The 15,957-nt window shown below is 69.0% G+C and carries 13 protein-coding genes; 5 read left to right on the plus strand and 8 right to left on the minus strand.

Annotated features, from left to right (window positions below):
* Position 1: 1 nt before the first annotated feature.
* Genes ACIBK0_RS40395 through ACIBK0_RS40405 form a run of 3 tightly spaced genes read right to left on the minus strand, consistent with a single transcriptional unit; the run spans position 2 to position 2,791 of the window.
* Entirely contained in the window at positions 2-832 is an 831-nt protein-coding gene (locus ACIBK0_RS40395) for an ABC transporter permease (RefSeq protein WP_399091588.1), read from the minus strand.
* On the minus strand, positions 819-1,706 hold the full coding sequence (locus ACIBK0_RS40400; RefSeq protein ID WP_399091592.1) for an ABC transporter permease: 888 nt from the start codon (positions 1,704-1,706) through the stop codon (positions 819-821). The genes ACIBK0_RS40395 and ACIBK0_RS40400 overlap by 14 nt, the downstream gene beginning before the upstream one ends.
* Positions 1,706-2,791, minus strand: coding sequence for an extracellular solute-binding protein (locus ACIBK0_RS40405; RefSeq protein ID WP_399091595.1), 1,086 nt, complete (start codon positions 2,789-2,791; stop codon positions 1,706-1,708). Before ACIBK0_RS40405 ends, ACIBK0_RS40400 begins: the two co-directional genes overlap by 1 nt.
* A 776-nt stretch (positions 2,792-3,567) precedes the next feature.
* On the opposite strand from ACIBK0_RS40405, the gene ACIBK0_RS40410 reads away from it, so the two are divergent.
* A complete protein-coding gene (locus ACIBK0_RS40410; protein ID WP_399091598.1) occupies positions 3,568-5,013 on the plus strand; it encodes a gamma-aminobutyraldehyde dehydrogenase in 1,446 nt (481 codons plus the stop codon).
* Positions 5,014-5,296: 283 nt separating this feature from the next.
* Here ACIBK0_RS40410 and ACIBK0_RS40415 read toward each other — a convergent pair whose 3' ends face one another.
* The 4 genes from ACIBK0_RS40415 to ACIBK0_RS40430 all read right to left on the minus strand — a co-directional run bounded on the left by ACIBK0_RS40415 (position 5,297) and on the right by ACIBK0_RS40430 (position 9,409).
* Positions 5,297-5,974 carry a response regulator gene (locus ACIBK0_RS40415; RefSeq protein ID WP_399091601.1) on the minus strand — a complete coding sequence of 226 codons (678 nt, stop codon included), beginning with the start codon at positions 5,972-5,974 and terminating at the stop codon, positions 5,297-5,299.
* Positions 5,971-7,317, minus strand: coding sequence for a sensor histidine kinase (locus ACIBK0_RS40420; RefSeq protein ID WP_399091605.1), 1,347 nt, complete (start codon positions 7,315-7,317; stop codon positions 5,971-5,973). The genes ACIBK0_RS40415 and ACIBK0_RS40420 overlap by 4 nt, the downstream gene beginning before the upstream one ends.
* Positions 7,318-7,625: 308 nt before the next feature.
* On the minus strand, positions 7,626-8,477 hold the full coding sequence (locus tag ACIBK0_RS40425; RefSeq protein WP_399091608.1) for an ABC transporter permease: 852 nt from the start codon (positions 8,475-8,477) through the stop codon (positions 7,626-7,628).
* On the minus strand, positions 8,474-9,409 hold the full coding sequence (locus tag ACIBK0_RS40430; RefSeq protein ID WP_399091611.1) for an ABC transporter ATP-binding protein: 936 nt from the start codon (positions 9,407-9,409) through the stop codon (positions 8,474-8,476). Before ACIBK0_RS40430 ends, ACIBK0_RS40425 begins: the two co-directional genes overlap by 4 nt.
* Positions 9,410-9,704: 295 nt before the next feature.
* On the opposite strand from ACIBK0_RS40430, the gene ACIBK0_RS40435 reads away from it, so the two are divergent.
* The 4 genes from ACIBK0_RS40435 (at position 9,705) to ACIBK0_RS40450 (ending at position 15,122) form a co-directional block, all read left to right on the plus strand.
* Positions 9,705-10,541 (plus strand): DUF429 domain-containing protein, encoded by an 837-nt coding sequence (locus tag ACIBK0_RS40435; RefSeq protein ID WP_399091614.1) that lies wholly within the window; start codon positions 9,705-9,707, stop codon positions 10,539-10,541.
* Between the two features lie 135 nt (positions 10,542-10,676).
* The gene (gene frc / locus ACIBK0_RS40440) at positions 10,677-11,906 is read left to right on the plus strand and encodes a formyl-CoA transferase (protein WP_399091617.1); all 1,230 of its coding nucleotides are present in this window, start codon (positions 10,677-10,679) and stop codon (positions 11,904-11,906) included.
* 241 nt (positions 11,907-12,147) lie between these two features.
* Positions 12,148-14,439, plus strand: coding sequence for an FdhF/YdeP family oxidoreductase (locus ACIBK0_RS40445; RefSeq protein ID WP_399091620.1), 2,292 nt, complete (start codon positions 12,148-12,150; stop codon positions 14,437-14,439).
* A 131-nt stretch (positions 14,440-14,570) separates the two neighbouring features.
* Positions 14,571-15,122, plus strand: a complete 552-nt coding sequence (locus ACIBK0_RS40450) for a beta-class carbonic anhydrase (protein ID WP_399091623.1) — start codon at positions 14,571-14,573, stop codon at positions 15,120-15,122.
* A gap of 82 nt (positions 15,123-15,204) precedes the next feature.
* Here the strand turns inward: ACIBK0_RS40450 and ACIBK0_RS40455 are convergent, their stop codons facing one another.
* Positions 15,205-15,897 (minus strand): GntR family transcriptional regulator, encoded by a 693-nt coding sequence (locus ACIBK0_RS40455; protein WP_399091626.1) that lies wholly within the window; start codon positions 15,895-15,897, stop codon positions 15,205-15,207.
* Positions 15,898-15,957 lie beyond the last annotated feature (60 nt).

A 15,957-nucleotide genomic window follows, 5' to 3' on the forward strand; every position in this document is an offset into this window, starting at 1 on the left:
ATCACCCTGTCTGTTCGGGGGCGGTCAAGGGGAGCAGCCGCGCGACGGAGCGGCGGCGGATGGTGAAGCAGACCTGTACGAGCAGACCGAGCGTGGCGACGGTGACGAGCATCGCCGAGGACACGGCGATCTTCGGGGTCAGGTTGTACTGGATGTCGGTGAACATCTTCACCGGCAGCGTCGTCGCGTTCGGGGACTGCAGGAACAGCGCAATGACCGTCTCGTCGATGGACACCGAGAAGGCGAACAGGGCCCCCGCGACGAGCCCCGGCCGGATGACCGGGAGATAGACGAACCGCATGACGGAGAACGCTCCCGCGCCCAGGCTGCTCGCCGAGCGGACGAGCGCCGGGTTCAGCCCGGCGAGACTGGCCCGCACGGTGAGGAAGGCGTACGGCACGGCGATCACGGCATGGGCGAGGCCGATCGGCAGGACCGTCCCCACCATGCCGACGGAGATGAAGAACTGGTAGAACGCCAGAGCCAGCACCACCGCGGGCACGATCATCGGTGCCAGCAGCAGGCCTGTGATCGCCGCCTTCCCGGGAAACGTACGCCCGTGCAGCGCCACCGCGGCCGTCCCGCCGAGCAGCACCGCGATCACCACCGCGACACCGGCGGCCTGGAGGCTGGCGGACAGGGCCGACATCCACGCCTGATCGCTGAAGAAGCCGGTGACCGCCTCGGTGGACAACTGCCGGGGCGGGAAGGTGATGTAGCGGCTGCCGGTGAACGCCACCGGCAGCACGATCAGCGTCGGCACGACCAGAAAGACGAAGACCGGCACCGAGGCGATCAGCGAGGACACATGTCGAGGTCTAGCGAGCCTCATATTCGCCTCCTGCACGAAGGATCCGCTGGTATATCGCGACGAGCACGCTGACAATGACGGTCAACAGCAGCGCGAGTGCCGAGGCACCGGCGAAATCGGTCAACTGCCTTGCGTAGAAATCGATCTGATTGGCAATCATCATGTCGCCGGGGCCACCGAGCACGACGGGCGTGATGAAGAATCCCGTGCTGATGATGAACACCAGCAGACCGGCTGCGGAGACGCCCGGCACGGTCAGCGGCAGGATGATCCGGCGGAAGACGGACGCCTCGCCCGCCCCCAGCGAACGGGCCGCGAGTTCGAGCCGGTCGTCGATGGCGGTCAGGGCTGCGAAGATCGGGAAGACGGCGTACGGCAGCAGGTAGTGCACCATGCCGAGCACCACGGCGAAACGGTTGTGGAGCAGGGCCAGCGGGGCGTCGGTGATGCCGAGCCCCTGCAGTGCGGTGTTCACCAGCCCGTTGTCCTGCAGCAGGACCGCCCAGGCGAAGTTCTTCACCAGGACGCCCGTCCAGAAGGGCAGCAGCACAAGAGCGAAGAGGATGACCCGCGCCAGCGGCCCGCGCCGCCAGATCACCACGGCCAGCAGGTATCCGAGCACGACCGTGGCGAGCGTCGACAGCGCGCTGATCTCAAAGGTGTTGAGCAGCGACCGCGACACCAGCGGGTCCTTCAGCACGCGCTGGTAGGCGTGGCCGTGCGTGCTCGCCGCGACGAGTTTGCCGAGCGGCGTCAGGAAGAGTACGACGTCGAAGGCGAGTACGGGCGCCAGCAGCAGCAACCAGGTGCCGCGCAGGCGCCGGCGCCGCCGCGGCGCACCGGCACCGGCGGAAGTGGATGCGGACGCCGCGGCAGGCGTGATGGTGGAGGTCATCAGCTGCCCGCCTGCCACAGCTTGAAGCGCTGCTCGGTCGCCTTGAGGTTCTTGGCCCACCAGGCGTCGTCGCGTACCAGGATGGAGTGCGCCAGCTTGGGGCTGGTGGGCAGCGAATCGGCCACCGAGGAAGGCAGCTTGGCCAGGGCCGGGGTGTTGGCGAGGGTGAGGTTGGTGGTCTGGATGAAGTCGGCGCCGGCCGCGGCGTCGTTGCTCATGAAGTCCAGGAGCCGGAAGGCCGCCTCCTTGTTCCTGGCGCCCTTGGGGACCACGAAGTAGTCACCCGCGACGACACTGTTGCTCGCGGTGAAGTTGAGCCTTGCCCCGTCCTTGCGGGCGGCGCTGATCCGGTTGTTGAAGCTGGTCGAGAGCGCGACCTCACCGGAGGTCAGCTGCTGGATCGGCTCCTGATTGGCCGTGTGGTAGATCAGTCCGTCCCGCCCGGGGTGCTGGGCCAGGTACTTCAGGGCGGCATCGACGTCGAGGGGGTAGATCTTGTCGAAGGGTACGCCCGCCGCGAGTCGTGCCGCCTCCAGGATCGAGCTGTCGGACAACTGCGCGTAGACGGATCGCTTGCCCTTGTAGCGCCCCTGGTCCAGGAACTGCTCCCAATTCTTGGGCGCCTGCGCGTCGGGGATGTGCTTTTGGTCCCAGGCCATCACGAACAGGAAGCTCAGATACTTGATGCCGTAGTCGGCCTTCGCATAGGCGGGCAGCCCCTTGTCGCTGATGACGCCGTAGTCCAGCTTCTCCAACAGCCCCTCATCGACGGCCTGGAGGTATTCCGGTGCCGTCAACTCCACCAGATCCCACTGGACATCGCCGGACTGGACCTGGGCCTTGAGCCCGGCGAGGCTGGTGTTGGCCAGCAGCGACGGGCGCACACCCGACTTCTTCTCGAACGGCTTGAGCAGGGTCTTCGTCAGCTGGTCGTTGTACGAGCCGCCGTACGAGGTGACGGTCACCGTGGTGTTCGGCTTGGCCGACGGGGTCGACTTGGTGCTGCACCCGGTGAGCAGACTCCCCGCGAGGGGTGCCGCGAGCGCGGAGGCTCCGGCCGCCCGCAGGACCGACCGGCGGCTCATGCTTCTGTGTGACTGCTCGTTCATTGTGGCCATGCCTTTCTTGGAAACACGACTGGGAACACGACGGCCCCGCGTTGTGGAGCGCACCGATGACAGGTGCGGGGCGCGGTGAATACGGGGTGCGGCAGGGATCAGCGCCAAAGGGGCGAACAGGGGAATCTGAGAACTGCGTCATGAACGATCAGGTCGACATGTGACCCGAGGAGCCAATAGCCGTCGCCAACGGCCATGACATTCCGGAACTCGTTCGCATCCGCGATCACGATCAGGCGATCCGCGGAAAAAGGAACGATCCGGTACATGCGGTCTGCCTCAGCCCGGCGACCGCGTGGCGCAACAGTAGGGACATGTCCTCTGCGCGTCAATGAGTGATTTCCCCGTGGGTGCGCCGATGCCCAGGAAACAGATGTCGCCATGCCCTGCGCGGAACGCATGACCTCGTTCGGTGTGCAGATCATCCATACGGCATCGCGACTATGGATGAATCCACCACTTCTTGCCTGTCCGGGTGGCGGATAGCGTCACTGGCCTGGGACGGAGACCTGGCCTGGTCAGGTCATCCGTGCCTCAGCTGCTGTCCCTCAGGCATGGCCCGTGGGCGCGGAAGTCGCCAACTCTGCGCCCTTCGGGTCGGTCCTCTCACTCGGCACGACCGGAACGCAATCCCACGGCCGCCCTCCACCCCTCGGGCACCGGGTCATCGCCATCGTCAAGCCAGTCTCCCAGCAGATCCCTTTATCCCTACGATTCTCAAGCCACGAGGAGCACGGAACGTCGTGAGCGAAATCCTTACGCTGCGCAATTACATCGACGGCGAATTCGTCGACGCGAAGGACGGTCGCACGCTGCCGGTCGTCGACCCCACCACCGGTGAGGTGTACGCGAGTGCACCGCTCTCGGGGGCGGCAGATGTGGACGCGGCGATGGCAGCCGCGGCGGAGGCCTTTCCTGCGTGGCGCGACTCCACCCCCAGCACCCGGCAGAAGCTGCTTCTGAAGATCGCGGACGCCGTCGAGGCACGCGCTGAGGACCTGGTCGAGGCGGAGTGCCGCGACACCGGCAAGCCCCGCTCCGTGACCAGGACCGAAGAGATCGTCCCCATGGTCGACCAGTTGCGTTTCTTCGCGGGTGCCGCACGCCTGCTGGAGGGCAAGGCGGCGGGGGAGTACGCGGAGGGCCTGACCTCCATCATCCGGCGGGAGCCGATCGGTGTGTGCGCGCAGGTCGCGCCCTGGAACTACCCGATGATGACGGCCGTGTGGAAGTTCGCACCGGCGATCGCCGCGGGCAACACGGTGGTCCTCAAGCCGTCGGACACCACCCCCGCGTCCACGGTGCTGCTCGCCGCGATCGTCGGCGGCGTACTGAAGGAACTGGATCTGCCCGCCGGTGTGCTCAATGTCGTGTGCGGCGACCGGAACACCGGGCAGCTCATGGTCGAGCATCCAGTGCCGGCCATGGCCGCCATCACCGGTTCCGTGCGCGCCGGCATCCAGGTCGCCGAGAGCGCCGCCAAGGACGTCAAGCGCGTTCACCTGGAGCTCGGCGGCAAGGCACCCGTGGTCGTCTTCGACGACGCGGACATCGCGCAGGCTGTCGAGGGCATCACGGCGGCGGGCTTCTTCAACGCCGGCCAGGACTGCACGGCCGCCACCCGCGTCCTCGTCCACGAGTCCGTCCACGACGATTTCGTCGCCGCGCTGGCCAAGGCCGCCGCCGACGTCAAGACCGGTGGCATCGACGAGGAGGACGTGCTCTTCGGCCCGCTCAACAACGTCAACCAGCTCGCCCAGGTGAGCGGTTTCGTCGACCGGCTCCCCTCGCACGCCAAGGTCGAGGCGGGCGGCCACCGGGTCGGCGAGATCGGCTACTTCTACGCGCCGACCGTCGTCTCGGGCCTCGAGCAGGACGACGAGATCATCCAGAACGAGGTCTTCGGCCCGGTCATCACCGTCCAGTCCTTCGCCGACGAGGACCAGGCCGTGGAGTGGGCCAACGGCGTCGACTACGCCCTCGCCTCCTCGGTCTGGACGAAGGACCACGCCCGCGCGATGCGCATGTCCAAGCGCCTCGACTTCGGCTGCGTATGGATCAACACCCACATGATCCTGGTCGCCGAGATGCCGCACGGCGGCTACAAGAAGTCCGGCTACGGCAAGGACCTGTCGGCGTACGGCTTCGAGGACTACACCCGCATCAAGCACGTCATGACGTCGCTCTGAGGTGCCTGGTACGGGGTGCCCGGCCTGCGGGTGGCCTACGACGTGCCCGCTGAAACCCGTGGGCCGCCGGCGTCCCGGTGGGACGGGCCCGCCGGATGGCTGGGCGGGGGTTGGCCGTTCGGCCGGTCGAGGCCATCTGCCTTGTGATGGCCGGGCGGTGACGGTGCGCATCGCGTCAGTCGACGAGGCCCGGCCGCGCCGGACAGCGGGCCGGTTCGGAGCGTGAGCCGCTGCAATATCCGGCCTTGTTCTCTTCGATCGGGCAGCACAGCCCGATCGAGCGCTACTCAGGCGCGTTCGGCCGCGCCAGCCCCAGGTCGTACGCCAAGATCACGGCCTGGATCCGATCGCGCGCTCCCACCTTCGCCAGCACCCGGCCCACGTGGGTCTTCACCGTGGATTCCGCCACGACCAGGCGCTCGGCGATCTCGCGGTTGCTCCAGCCCTGGCCGATGGCGACCAGGATCTCGTACTCGCGTTCGGTCAGGGAGCGGACCCTGGGGTCGTCGGCGGCCTTGCGGCTCGACGATTCGTGCGGGAGGTGGCGGGCGTAGGCGTCCAGGAGGCGGCGGGTCAGGGTGGGGGCGATGACGGCGTCGCCGGCCGCGACCGCGCGGATGCCGGCCAGGAGTTCCTCCGGGTGGGCGTCCTTGAGGAGGAAACCGCTTGCTCCTGCGCGGAGGGCCGCGTGGGCGTACTCGTCCAGGTCGAAGGTGGTCAGGATGAGGATGCGGGAGCGGTCACCGGAGGCGACGATGCGGCGGGTGGCCTCGATGCCGTCCATGCCGGGCATCCGTACGTCCATGAGGATGACGTCCGGGCGGAGTTCGGCGGCCTTGCGGACGCCGTCGCTGCCGTGGGCCGCCTCGCCGACGACCTCGGTGTCGGCGGTGCTCTCCAGGAGCATGCGGAAGCCGAGGCGTTGCAGTGGCTGGTCGTCCACGATGAGCACGGTGGTCACGCCGCACCGCCGGTGTCCGCCCCGGTGGCGGGCAGCGGGGTGAGGTCGAGAGTCGCCCGCACCGTCCAGCCGCCGCCGGGGGCGGGTCCCGCGATGACGGTCCCGTTGTAGAGGGCTGCGCGTTCTCTCATGCCGGCGAGTCCGTGTCCTTCGTCGTGGGTCGGTCCGGGCCGGACCGTAGTGCCACCCGGTCCGGTGTCGTGGACGTCGATGTGCAGCCTCGTGTCCTCGACGCTCACCGCCAGGTCGACACGTGTGTCGTGGCCCGCGTGCTTGAGGGCGTTGGTGAGGGCCTCCTGGACTATGCGGTAGACGGTCAGCTGGACACCGCGGTCCAGGGTGTCCAGCTCGCCGCCGGTGCGGTAACGGACCTGCGGACCGGCGGCGCGGATTCGGGTGCACAGGGCGTCGATGTCCGCGATGCCGGGCTGTGGGCTGAGCTCGGGGGCGGCGGGGGTCTGGGTCTGCTCGCGCAGGACGCCGAGCATGCGGCGCAGCTCACCGAGCGCCTGACGTCCGGTGTCACCGATGAGGACCAGTGCCTGCTTGCCGCGTTCCGGGGCGCGATCGGTCGCGTACGCGCCACCGTCGGCGAGCGTGATGATGACGGAGAGGTTGTGGCCGACGATGTCGTGCATCTCGCGGGCCACCCGGGTGCGTTCGGCGGCGGCGGCCAGTTTGCTGCGCTGGTCGCGTTCGATCTCCAGGCGGGTCGCGCGGTCGCGCAGGACGGCGAGCTGGGCGCGCCTGATCCGTACCGCCAGACCGAGCGCGACCGCCGCGGTGATGGTGCTGAACAGGAAGAACAGCGCGTCCAGGACGGATACTTCGGGCGGCAGCCGGAGGGTGAGCAGGCCCAGGGCGGCTGCGGTGACGGCGCAGGCCAGGGGCAGCCGCCGGAGCTCTCCGTGCAGCACCAGGCTGTAGAGGGCGATCAACAGGGCGACGTCGGCACGCAGCCAGACTCCCAGGGCCAGCTGGAGGAAGAACACCGCGGCGATCACGGCGAAGGCGAGGGACGGCTTTCTGCGCCGCCACAGCAGGGGCAAAACCAGTCCGGCCTGCAGCGCGAGCGTCTCCGGCCAGGGCAGATGACTGAAGTGGGTGTCGAAGGCGCGTCGTCGGCCGTCGTTGTCGTGCACCAGGTCCGGGACGCAGAACATCAGCACCACGACAGCGATCACACCCGCGTCCAGGATCCACGGGTGGTCCCGGTCGCCCTGCTTGAGCCATCGGCCCAGGCGGGTCAGCCCGCTGGCCAGGGGGTGATTCCACGGGAGGTCCGCCTCCGCGGACGGCGGGTGGGGCAGTCCTCCCAGGGGGGCGCTGTCGTCGGTGCTCATGGGTGTCACTGGTCCGGGTTCATTGCTGTCACCTGTCCATTGTGGGTCCGTTCGCGCCGGCACCGCGCCGCAGCAGGCTCGCGCCGCCCGTGCGTCGGAGCGGCCGACCGGCACGGCACCCGGCCCGGTTTCCCGGCGAGGTACCCGGCCCGGTTTCCCGGTGCGGCACTCGCCCCGGTCACCCGGCGCGGCGCCCGGCCCGGACCACCGGGGCGGGTGCCGCACCGGGCGCGAGACCGGAAGGCGTCAGGCGTTCCCGCCTGCGGGGCGTGAGCCGTCAAGCGTTCCCACGTACGAGGCGGCAGGCGTCAGGCATCCGTACGTACGAGCCGGTAGGCCGCGCCCGCCAGCGCCAGCGCGGTCCAGCCGAGGAAGACCACGAGCCCGGCCGTGGGCGACAGGGCCGTCGAGTCGTGGGTCAGCGCGAACATCGACTCGCCGGCGTTGCTGGGCAGGTACGGGCTGATGTTGTCCTGCCACGAGCTGGGCAGCAGCGAGATCAGGCCGGGGACCAGCATCAGCGAGGCGACCAGGACCGAGATGCCGCCGGCGACCGAGCGGAGCAGCGCGCCCAGAGCGGTGCCGATCACACCGACCAGGCCGAGGTAGAGACCGGCGCCCAGCAGGCTGCGTACGACGCCGGAGTGGGAGAACGTGAGGGCGGCGGGCGTGCCGGAGACGATGCCGCTCGCGATCGGGAACACGACGACGACGCCGATGAGGGAGACACCCAGCGCGACCAGGCCGAACACCGCCGACTTGGACCACAGCACCGGCAGGCGGCGCGGGACCGCGGCCAGCGTGGAGCGGATCATGCCGGTGGAGTACTCGCCCGCGGTGACCAGCACGCCCAGGACACCGAGGGCCAGTTGCGCGAAGTTCGTGCCGAACAGGGAGAGGCTGAGCGCGGTGGCGCCGGCGTCGTCCGGTCGCAGGGGACGACCGGAGTTGAGCTCGGACTTGTAGTGCGCGGCAGCGATCACGCCGAACGCGACCAGGAACAGCAGCCCCAGACCGAGGGTGATCCAGGTGGAGCGAAGGGACCACAGCTTGGCCCATTCGGAGCGCAGGACGCGACGCCCGGTGACCTTGTACTGCGGACGCGTCGTCTGCACCGGGCTGGGCGCGGAGCTGTCGGTCACGGTCAAGGTGGTGGTCATGCCGCCCTCCCGGGGGTCTCGACGGTGGCGGTGGCGTGGTACTCGACGGCGTCGCGGGTCAGGTCCATGAACGCCTGCTCCAGGGAGACGGCCCTGGAGCTGAGCTCGAACAGCGGGATGCCGTGCTCGGCGGCCTTGAGGCCGATGGCGCGCGCGGTCAGCCCGGTCACGTGCAGCTCCTCGGAGCCGACCTCGCCGGTGATCTCGACGCCGGGGCCGGCGAGCACCTCGCGCAGCCGGGCGGGCTGGTCGGACGCCACGGTCACGGTGTCTCCGCCGGCCGTGCGGATCAGGTCCTGCACGGTGGTGTCGGCCAGCAGGCGGCCGCGTCCGACGATGATCAGGTGGTCGGCGACCAGCGCCATCTCACTCATCAGATGCGAGGAGACGAAGACGGTACGGCCGTCCGCCGCGAGCCCGGTCAGCAGGTTGCGGATCCACAGCACGCCCTCGGGGTCGAGACCGTTGACCGGCTCGTCGAGCATGATGGTGGCCGGGTCGCCGAGGAGTGCGGCGGCGATGCCCAGCCGCTGGCCCATCCCGAGGGAGAACGCGCCCGCGCGCTTCTTGGCCACGGACCGCAGGCCGGTGAGCTCGATGACCTCGTCCACCCGGCGGCGCGGAATGCCGTGGGTGTGGGCCTGCACCATCAGGTGGTCGAACGCGGACCGGCCCGGGTGGATCGACTTGGCCTCCAACAGCGCGCCGACCTCCTGCAGCGGCGCGCTGTGCTGGGCGTAGCGCCTGCCGTTGACGGACACACTGCCGCTGGACGGTGCGTCCAGCCCGACGATCATCCGCATGGTGGTGGACTTGCCCGCGCCGTTCGGGCCAAGGAAGCCGGTGACCGTGCCGGGCTTGACGACGAAGTCCAGCTGATCGACCGCCGTCTTCTCGCCGTACCGCTTCGTCAGCTGATGTGCCTCGATCATCGTTCTTCCCTCGCGTTCTTGTGCCGCCCGCTCCGGGCTTTCTCACAGGGAACGCTAAGAGCCCGCGGGCCGCGATTCGTGGTACCGAAGGGGTCAATGAACGGAAGCCGGTAGTACCCCGGTACGACTCGGGCCGGGCCGCGCCGGATCTCCGAGGAACGGCGTAGACCCGCAGGGCGGCGGCGCACCCGCGACCGAGCCGCCGGAGCGCCGCCGCATCCGCGGTGCGAGCCGTCGGCCCCGTCGGCGCCGGCCGCTTCTCCGGTGCTACCGACTTCTCTGGTACTACCGACGCATGGCCATTGACCGGTTCATCGGTATCGACCTCGCATGGGCGCCGGGTGGACCCCGAACCAAACCCAATGAGACGGGCGTCGCCGTCATCGACGGATCGGGTGAGGTGATCGACTGCGGCTGGACCCGCGGGCTCGAGGAGACGATGTCCTGGCTCGACGGGGTGGCCGTGGACGGAGCGTCCCTGTGCTTCGTCGACGCGCCCTTGGTCGTCGACAACCCGACCGGTCAGCGGCCGTGCGAGCGGGAGGTCGGCCGGCGGTACGGACGCTGGAAGGTGAGCGCCAACAGCACCAACCAGACCTCTCCCCGGCTGGCGGGGGTGCTCCTGCGTGAAAGCTTGCGGGCAACGGGCTGGGTGTACGACGACGGCAGGGCCGGACCACCGACGAGCGGCCTGGTCCTGTCCGAGTGCTACCCGTACACAACCCTGGTCGGAGCGGCCGAGTTGGGCTACGACCGGGAGCGCCCCACATACAAACGCCGGCCCGCGCGCGTGCCGCAGGCGCAGTGGCGAGCGGTGCGCGCGGGGGAGTGCGACCGGCTGATCGCGCGCATGGCGGGCCTGGCCACAGCCGATCCGCCCCTCGTGCTCGCCTCCCACTCGGTGTCGGGCCGGCTGATGGACGAACCCACGCCTGTGGCGTCGGGAGACTACAAGCACCGCGAGGACCTCATCGACGCGCTGCTGTGCGCGTGGACGGCGGCGTTGTGGTCGCGCCACGGACTGGCGCGCTGCCAGGTCCTGGGCGAGGAGAGCCTCGCACCTTCGGGAGCCGCCGCGACCATCATCGCGCCCGCCCGCCCCGAGCAGCGGCGCGACCGTACGGCTGATTGAGCGGGGAGGCGAAATCTTCCAGGCGCCCCCTGGACATCCTTTGCGTCTGCCGCAACCATGAGAGCAACTCCATACGGTATGCAATCTACAGTATGGAGTCGGTCACGACGGCTACGTATACGTGAGGTGGCGATCATGACGAAGGCTCTTGAGGGCGTGCGCGTCCTCGATATGACGCATGTACAGTCCGGCCCGTCCGCGACGCAGATCCTCGCGTGGCTCGGCGCCGATGTGGTCAAGGTGGAGGCGCCGAGCGGTGACATCACCCGCAAGCAGCTGCGGGACATCCCGGACGTCGACTCCCTCTACTTCACGATGCTCAACAGCAACAAGCGCAGCGTCACCCTCAACACCAAGACCGAGCGCGGCAAGGAGATCCTCACCGAGCTGATCCGCCGCTCCGACGTCATGGTGGAGAACTTCGCCCCGGGCGCGGTCGACCGCATGGGCTTCACCTGGGACCGGATCCGCGAGATCAACCCGCGTATCGTCTATGCCTCCATCAAGGGGTTCGGGGACGGCCCGTACACCAACTTCAAGGCGTACGAGGTCGTCGCACAGGCCATGGGCGGGTCGATGTCGACCACCGGCTTCGAGGACGGGCCACCGCTGGCGACGGGGGCCCAGATCGGTGACTCGGGCACGGGTATGCATGCCGTCGCCGGCATCCTCGCCGCTCTTCTCCAGCGCACCAGTACCGGCCGCGGCCAGCGCGTGAACGTCGCGATGCAGCACGCCGTGCTCAACCTCTGCCGGGTGAAGCTGCGCGATCAGCAGCGGCTCACGCACGGGCCGCTCGCGGAGTTCCCCAACGAGGACTTCGGCGACGAGGTTCCCAGGTCCGGGAACGCCTCCGGCGGCGGTCAGCCCGGCTGGGCGGTCAGGTGCGCTCCGGGCGGCCCGAACGACTACGTGTACGTCATCGTGCAGCCCGTCGGCTGGGAACCGATCAGTGAACTCATCGGCAGGCCCGAGCTGGCCGAGGACCCCGAGTGGTCCACCCCCGAGGCCCGACTGCCCAAGCTCGGCAAGATGTTCCAGCTCATCGAGGAGTGGACCAGCACCCTCCCCAAGTGGCAGGTGCTGGAGGCGCTCAACACCCACAACATCCCGTGCGGGCCCGTCCTGTCCACCAAGGAGATCATCGAGGACGACTCGCTGGTCGCCAACGAGATCGTTGTCGAGGTCGAGCACCCCGAGCGCGGCACGTACATCACGGTCGGCAATCCGCTGAAACTGTCCGACTCCCCGGTCGAGATCGAACGGTCCCCGCTGCTCGGCGAACACAACGAGGAGATCTTCCTCGGCGAACTCGGCCTCTCCCACGACGAGTTGCCACTGCTCAAGGCGCAGGGAGTGATCTGACCGACAGCGGCTCGTGCCGCACCTCCACTCCGTCCCGGGCCCGGCTTCAGCCGCCGCGCCCGGGACGGCCTGCGTTTCCCACCCCCGGCTCGATGGGCGGCGATTGATAGACGGCGTCTATCACGTGGAAGTTGTTCTCTCTTTGACTACCTTTCGCGGCCTGTCCGAAGCTGATCTCCGGGCGGCCGCGGCGCCGGATCCGTCATACGCGCGGGAGCGGTAGAAAGGCACAGGCCAGATCATGAGCAACATCGAAGACCCGGAAGACCTTCTGGAGGTCACCCCGCCCAAGACCTGGGCGACCGGACTGCCCGCGGTGACGCACGCCATGCAGTACTCACTCGGCCAGACGTCGGTCCGGCGGACGGCGCTGACCCTGCTGAACATCAACCAGGCCAAGGGTTTCGACTGCCCCGGCTGCGCTTGGCCGGAACCCGCTCCGGGGCACCGTGCCAAGAACGAGTACTGCGAGAACGGCGCCAAGCACATCAACGACGAGGCGACCTCGCGCCGGGTCACCGCGGACTTCTTCCGGGAGCACTCCGTCTCGGAGCTCGCGGAGAAGTCCGACTACTGGCTCAACCAGCAGGGCCGGCTGACCGAACCCATGGTCAAGCGGCCCGGTGCGGACCACTACGAGCCGATCGGCTGGGACGACGCGCTCGCTCTGCTCGCCGAGGAACTGCGCCGGCTCGACTCGCCCGACGAGGCCCTCTTCTACACCTCGGGCCGGCTCAACAACGAGGCCGCCTTCCTCCTTCAGTTGTTCGCCCGGGCCTACGGCACGAACAACCTGCCCGACTGCAGCAACATGTGCCACGAGTCCAGCGGCTCGGCACTGCAGGAGACGCTGGGCATCGGCAAGGGCAGCGTGAGCCTGGACGACATCCACCACAGTGACCTCGTCTTCGTGGTGGGCCAGAACCCGGGGACCAATCATCCGCGGATGCTCTCGGCGCTGGAGGAGACCAAGCGCAACGGCGGTCACATCGTCGCCGTGAACCCGCTGCCCGAGGCCGGACTGATCCGGTTCAAGCACCCGCAGAAGGCCCGCGGAATCGTCGGTCGCGGCACTCCCCTCGCCGACCAGTTCCTGCAGATCCGCCCCGGTGGCGACCTCGCGCTCTTCCAGGCGCTGAACCTGCTGTTGTTGGAGGCCGAGGACGCCAGGCCGGGAGCGGTGCTGGACCACGGGTTCGTCCAGGCGCACACGACGGGGTTCGAGGACTTCGTCGAGCAGGCCCGCAAGGCCTCCTGGGACGACATCCTCGACGCCACCGGGCTGACCCGCGAAGAGATCGAGGCGGTGGGCGAGCGGGTGCTGCGGAGCGAGAGCGTCATCGTCTGCTGGGCGATGGGGCTGACGCAGCACAAGCACGGCGTCCCCACCATCCGTGAGGTCGTCAACTTCCTCATGCTGCGCGGCAATATCGGCAGGCCCGGGGCGGGTGTGTGCCCGGTGCGCGGCCACAGCAATGTGCAGGGCGACCGCACCATGGGCATCTGGGAGCGGATGCCGCAGAGCTTCCTGGACGCCCTGGAGCGCGAGTTCGCCTTCACCCCGCCCACCCGGCACGGACTGGACTCGGTGGACGCCATCCGGGCCATGCGCGACGGCGACGCCAAGGTCTTCGTCGGCGTCGCGGGAAACTTCGTCCGGGCCACGCCCGACAGTGAGGTCACCGAACGGGCCATGCGGCGGTGCCGGCTCACCGCGCACATCTCCACCAAACTCAACCGCTCCCACACCGTCTGCGGCGAGACCGCGCTGATCCTGCCGACGCTCGGCCGCAGCGACCGCGACATCCAGGCGGGCGGGGAGCAGTTCATCACCGTCGAGGACTCCATGAGCGAGGTGCACGCCTCGCGCGGCCGCCTGCATCCGGCCTCCCCGCACCTGCTCAGCGAAGTCGCGATCATCTCGCGGCTGGCCCGGCGGACCCTGGGCGAGCACCCGTCCATCCCCTGGGAGAAGTTCGAGGCGGACTACGGAACGATCCGGGACCGTATCTCCCGGGTCGTGCCGGGCTTCGAGGACTTCAACTCCCGGGTGGCCCGGCCCGGCGGCTTCCGGCTGCCCAACCCGGTCAACGAGGGGGTGTTCCCGACCCCGAGCGGCAAGGCCGTCTTCACCCGCAACGACTTCGAGATGCTGCGCGCCCCGCAGGGCCATCTCCTCTTGCAGACCCTGCGCTCGCACGACCAGTGGAACACTGTTCCGTACGCCATGAACGACCGCTACCGAGGCATCCACAACGCCCGCCGTGTGGTGCTCGTGAACCCCGCCGACCTGGAGGCACTCGGGCTCGCCGACCGCAGCGAGGTGGACCTGGTGAGCGTCTGGCGGGACGGCGTGGAGCGCCGCGCCAAGAAGTTCCGGGTGGTCGCCTATCCCACCACTCCCGGTTCCGCCGCGGCCTACTACCCCGAGACCAACGTCCTGGTGCCGCTGGACAGCGTGGCCGACATCAGCAACACGCCTACGTCGAAGGGTGTCGTGGTCCGCCTGGAGCCCGCCGTCGCCGTGGGCTGAAGGAGGGGGAAAGCCTTGCATGGACCCTGGACAACGTGTCGAGCGAGAACCAGAATACTGACTACCCCATACTGTATGCATCTCCCTGCCCGGCAGGCGGTTCGAACTCGACCGGAGTGAGGTAGCCCAGCATGTCCACACCAGTACCCCGTTTCGTCCAGCCCTCCCGCGGCGTGCCCGGCACCGAGACGGTCATCGACCGGCTCGTGGAATCCAACGGTGCCTACGCCGCCGGATTCGTCGACCCCGGCATGGACGCCCGCCCGGTCCTGCGGGTGGCCGTCGTGGCCTGCATGGACGCGCGCATCGACCTGCACGCCGCGCTCGGCCTGCAGTTGGGTGACTGTCACACCGTCCGCAACGCGGGCGGTGTGGTCACCGACGACACGATCCGGTCCCTGACGATCAGTCAGCGTGCGCTCGGCACCCGCAGCGTCATACTCATCCACCACACCGGCTGCGGTCTGCAGAGCCTCACCGAGGGCTTCCGGCACGAACTGGAGATGGAGGTCGGCCAGCGGCCGGCATGGGCGGTGGAGGCCTTCGCGGACGTCGATCAGGACGTACGGCAGTCGATGCAGCGGGTGCGCACCTCGCCCTTCCTGCCGCACACCGACGACGTACGCGGTTTTGTCTTCGACGTGACGACGGGGCTGCTGCGGGAGATCGACCCGCGGCCCTGAGTGCCGTGGTCGGGCGCATGGGCTCCCGGTCTCCGCCGCCGGGTGCCTGGGCCCCCTGTCTCCGTCGCCGGCGCCCCCGTGGTCAGACCTCGCGGCCGGCCACCGCGGCGATCTGCTTGCAGTAGAAGTCAGTGGTGTTGCGGGTGTGCCGGCGCATGAGTTCTTCGGCGCGGTCGGGGTCGCCGTCGGCGATGGCTTCGATGATCCGGGCGTGCTCGCTCCAGGCGTCCGTGCCACGGGGTTTGGCGATGGGCATGTAGTACCAGCGCACGCGTCGGTCCACCTGGGGGATGAGCTCGGCCAGGACCGCGTTGCGCGAGAGATGGGTGATGTGCGCGTGCAGGGCGGCGTTGGCCTCCACGATGGCCCGGGCGTCGCCGGCCGCGAGGGCGGTGAGGCCGGTCTCCTGCAGTTCCCGCAGCCGGGCCACGTCGTGGGGCGTGGCGTGTTGGGCGGCGCCGCGTGCGGAGTGGGTCTCGAGGACGGCCCGGACGCTGAGGAGCTGGGCGCATTCCTCCGTGGTGGGGGAGTGGACGAAGGCGCCCTGGGCGGGGCGCAGGTCGACCCAGCCGGCGGTGTGCAGCCGTTGGAGCGCTTCGCGTATCGGCTGGCGGCTGACGCCGAGTCTTTCGGCCAGCTCGGCCTCGACCAGGTGCTGGCCGGGTTTGAGGGAGCCGTTGATGATCAGTTCCGTCAGGGCGTCGTAGACGGCCTGACGCAGCGGGGCGGGCCGGATGATCGGGCCGCGGGCTGCCACGGTGGGTGTCTCGGGCATGGGCCCTCTCCCTCGTTTGACTGCTGACGCCAAACCATCGGCTTCGGGATACTGAGTTTA

The organism is Streptomyces sp. NPDC050564 (assembly GCF_044457265.1).
GTDB lineage: Bacteria > Actinomycetota > Actinomycetes > Streptomycetales > Streptomycetaceae > Streptomyces.

Excerpts from the sequence above, each read along its gene's own strand:
- ACIBK0_RS40395 (WP_399091588.1), bottom strand. The coding sequence starts at position 832 with ATGAGGCTCGCTAGACCTCGACATGTGTCCTCGCTGATCGCCTCGGTG.
- ACIBK0_RS40400 (WP_399091592.1), bottom strand. The coding sequence starts at position 1,706 with ATGACCTCCACCATCACGCCTGCCGCGGCGTCCGCATCCACTTCCGCC.
- ACIBK0_RS40405 (WP_399091595.1), bottom strand. The coding sequence starts at position 2,791 with ATGAGCCGCCGGTCGGTCCTGCGGGCGGCCGGAGCCTCCGCGCTCGCG.
- ACIBK0_RS40420 (WP_399091605.1), bottom strand. The coding sequence starts at position 7,317 with ATGAGCACCGACGACAGCGCCCCCCTGGGAGGACTGCCCCACCCGCCG.
- ACIBK0_RS40425 (WP_399091608.1), bottom strand. The coding sequence starts at position 8,477 with ATGACCACCACCTTGACCGTGACCGACAGCTCCGCGCCCAGCCCGGTG.
- ACIBK0_RS40430 (WP_399091611.1), bottom strand. The coding sequence starts at position 9,409 with ATGATCGAGGCACATCAGCTGACGAAGCGGTACGGCGAGAAGACGGCG.
- ACIBK0_RS40435 (WP_399091614.1), top strand. The coding sequence starts at position 9,705 with ATGGCCATTGACCGGTTCATCGGTATCGACCTCGCATGGGCGCCGGGT.
- frc (WP_399091617.1), top strand. The coding sequence starts at position 10,677 with ATGACGAAGGCTCTTGAGGGCGTGCGCGTCCTCGATATGACGCATGTA.
- ACIBK0_RS40445 (WP_399091620.1), top strand. The coding sequence starts at position 12,148 with ATGAGCAACATCGAAGACCCGGAAGACCTTCTGGAGGTCACCCCGCCC.
- ACIBK0_RS40450 (WP_399091623.1), top strand. The coding sequence starts at position 14,571 with ATGTCCACACCAGTACCCCGTTTCGTCCAGCCCTCCCGCGGCGTGCCC.
- ACIBK0_RS40455 (WP_399091626.1), bottom strand. The coding sequence starts at position 15,897 with ATGCCCGAGACACCCACCGTGGCAGCCCGCGGCCCGATCATCCGGCCC.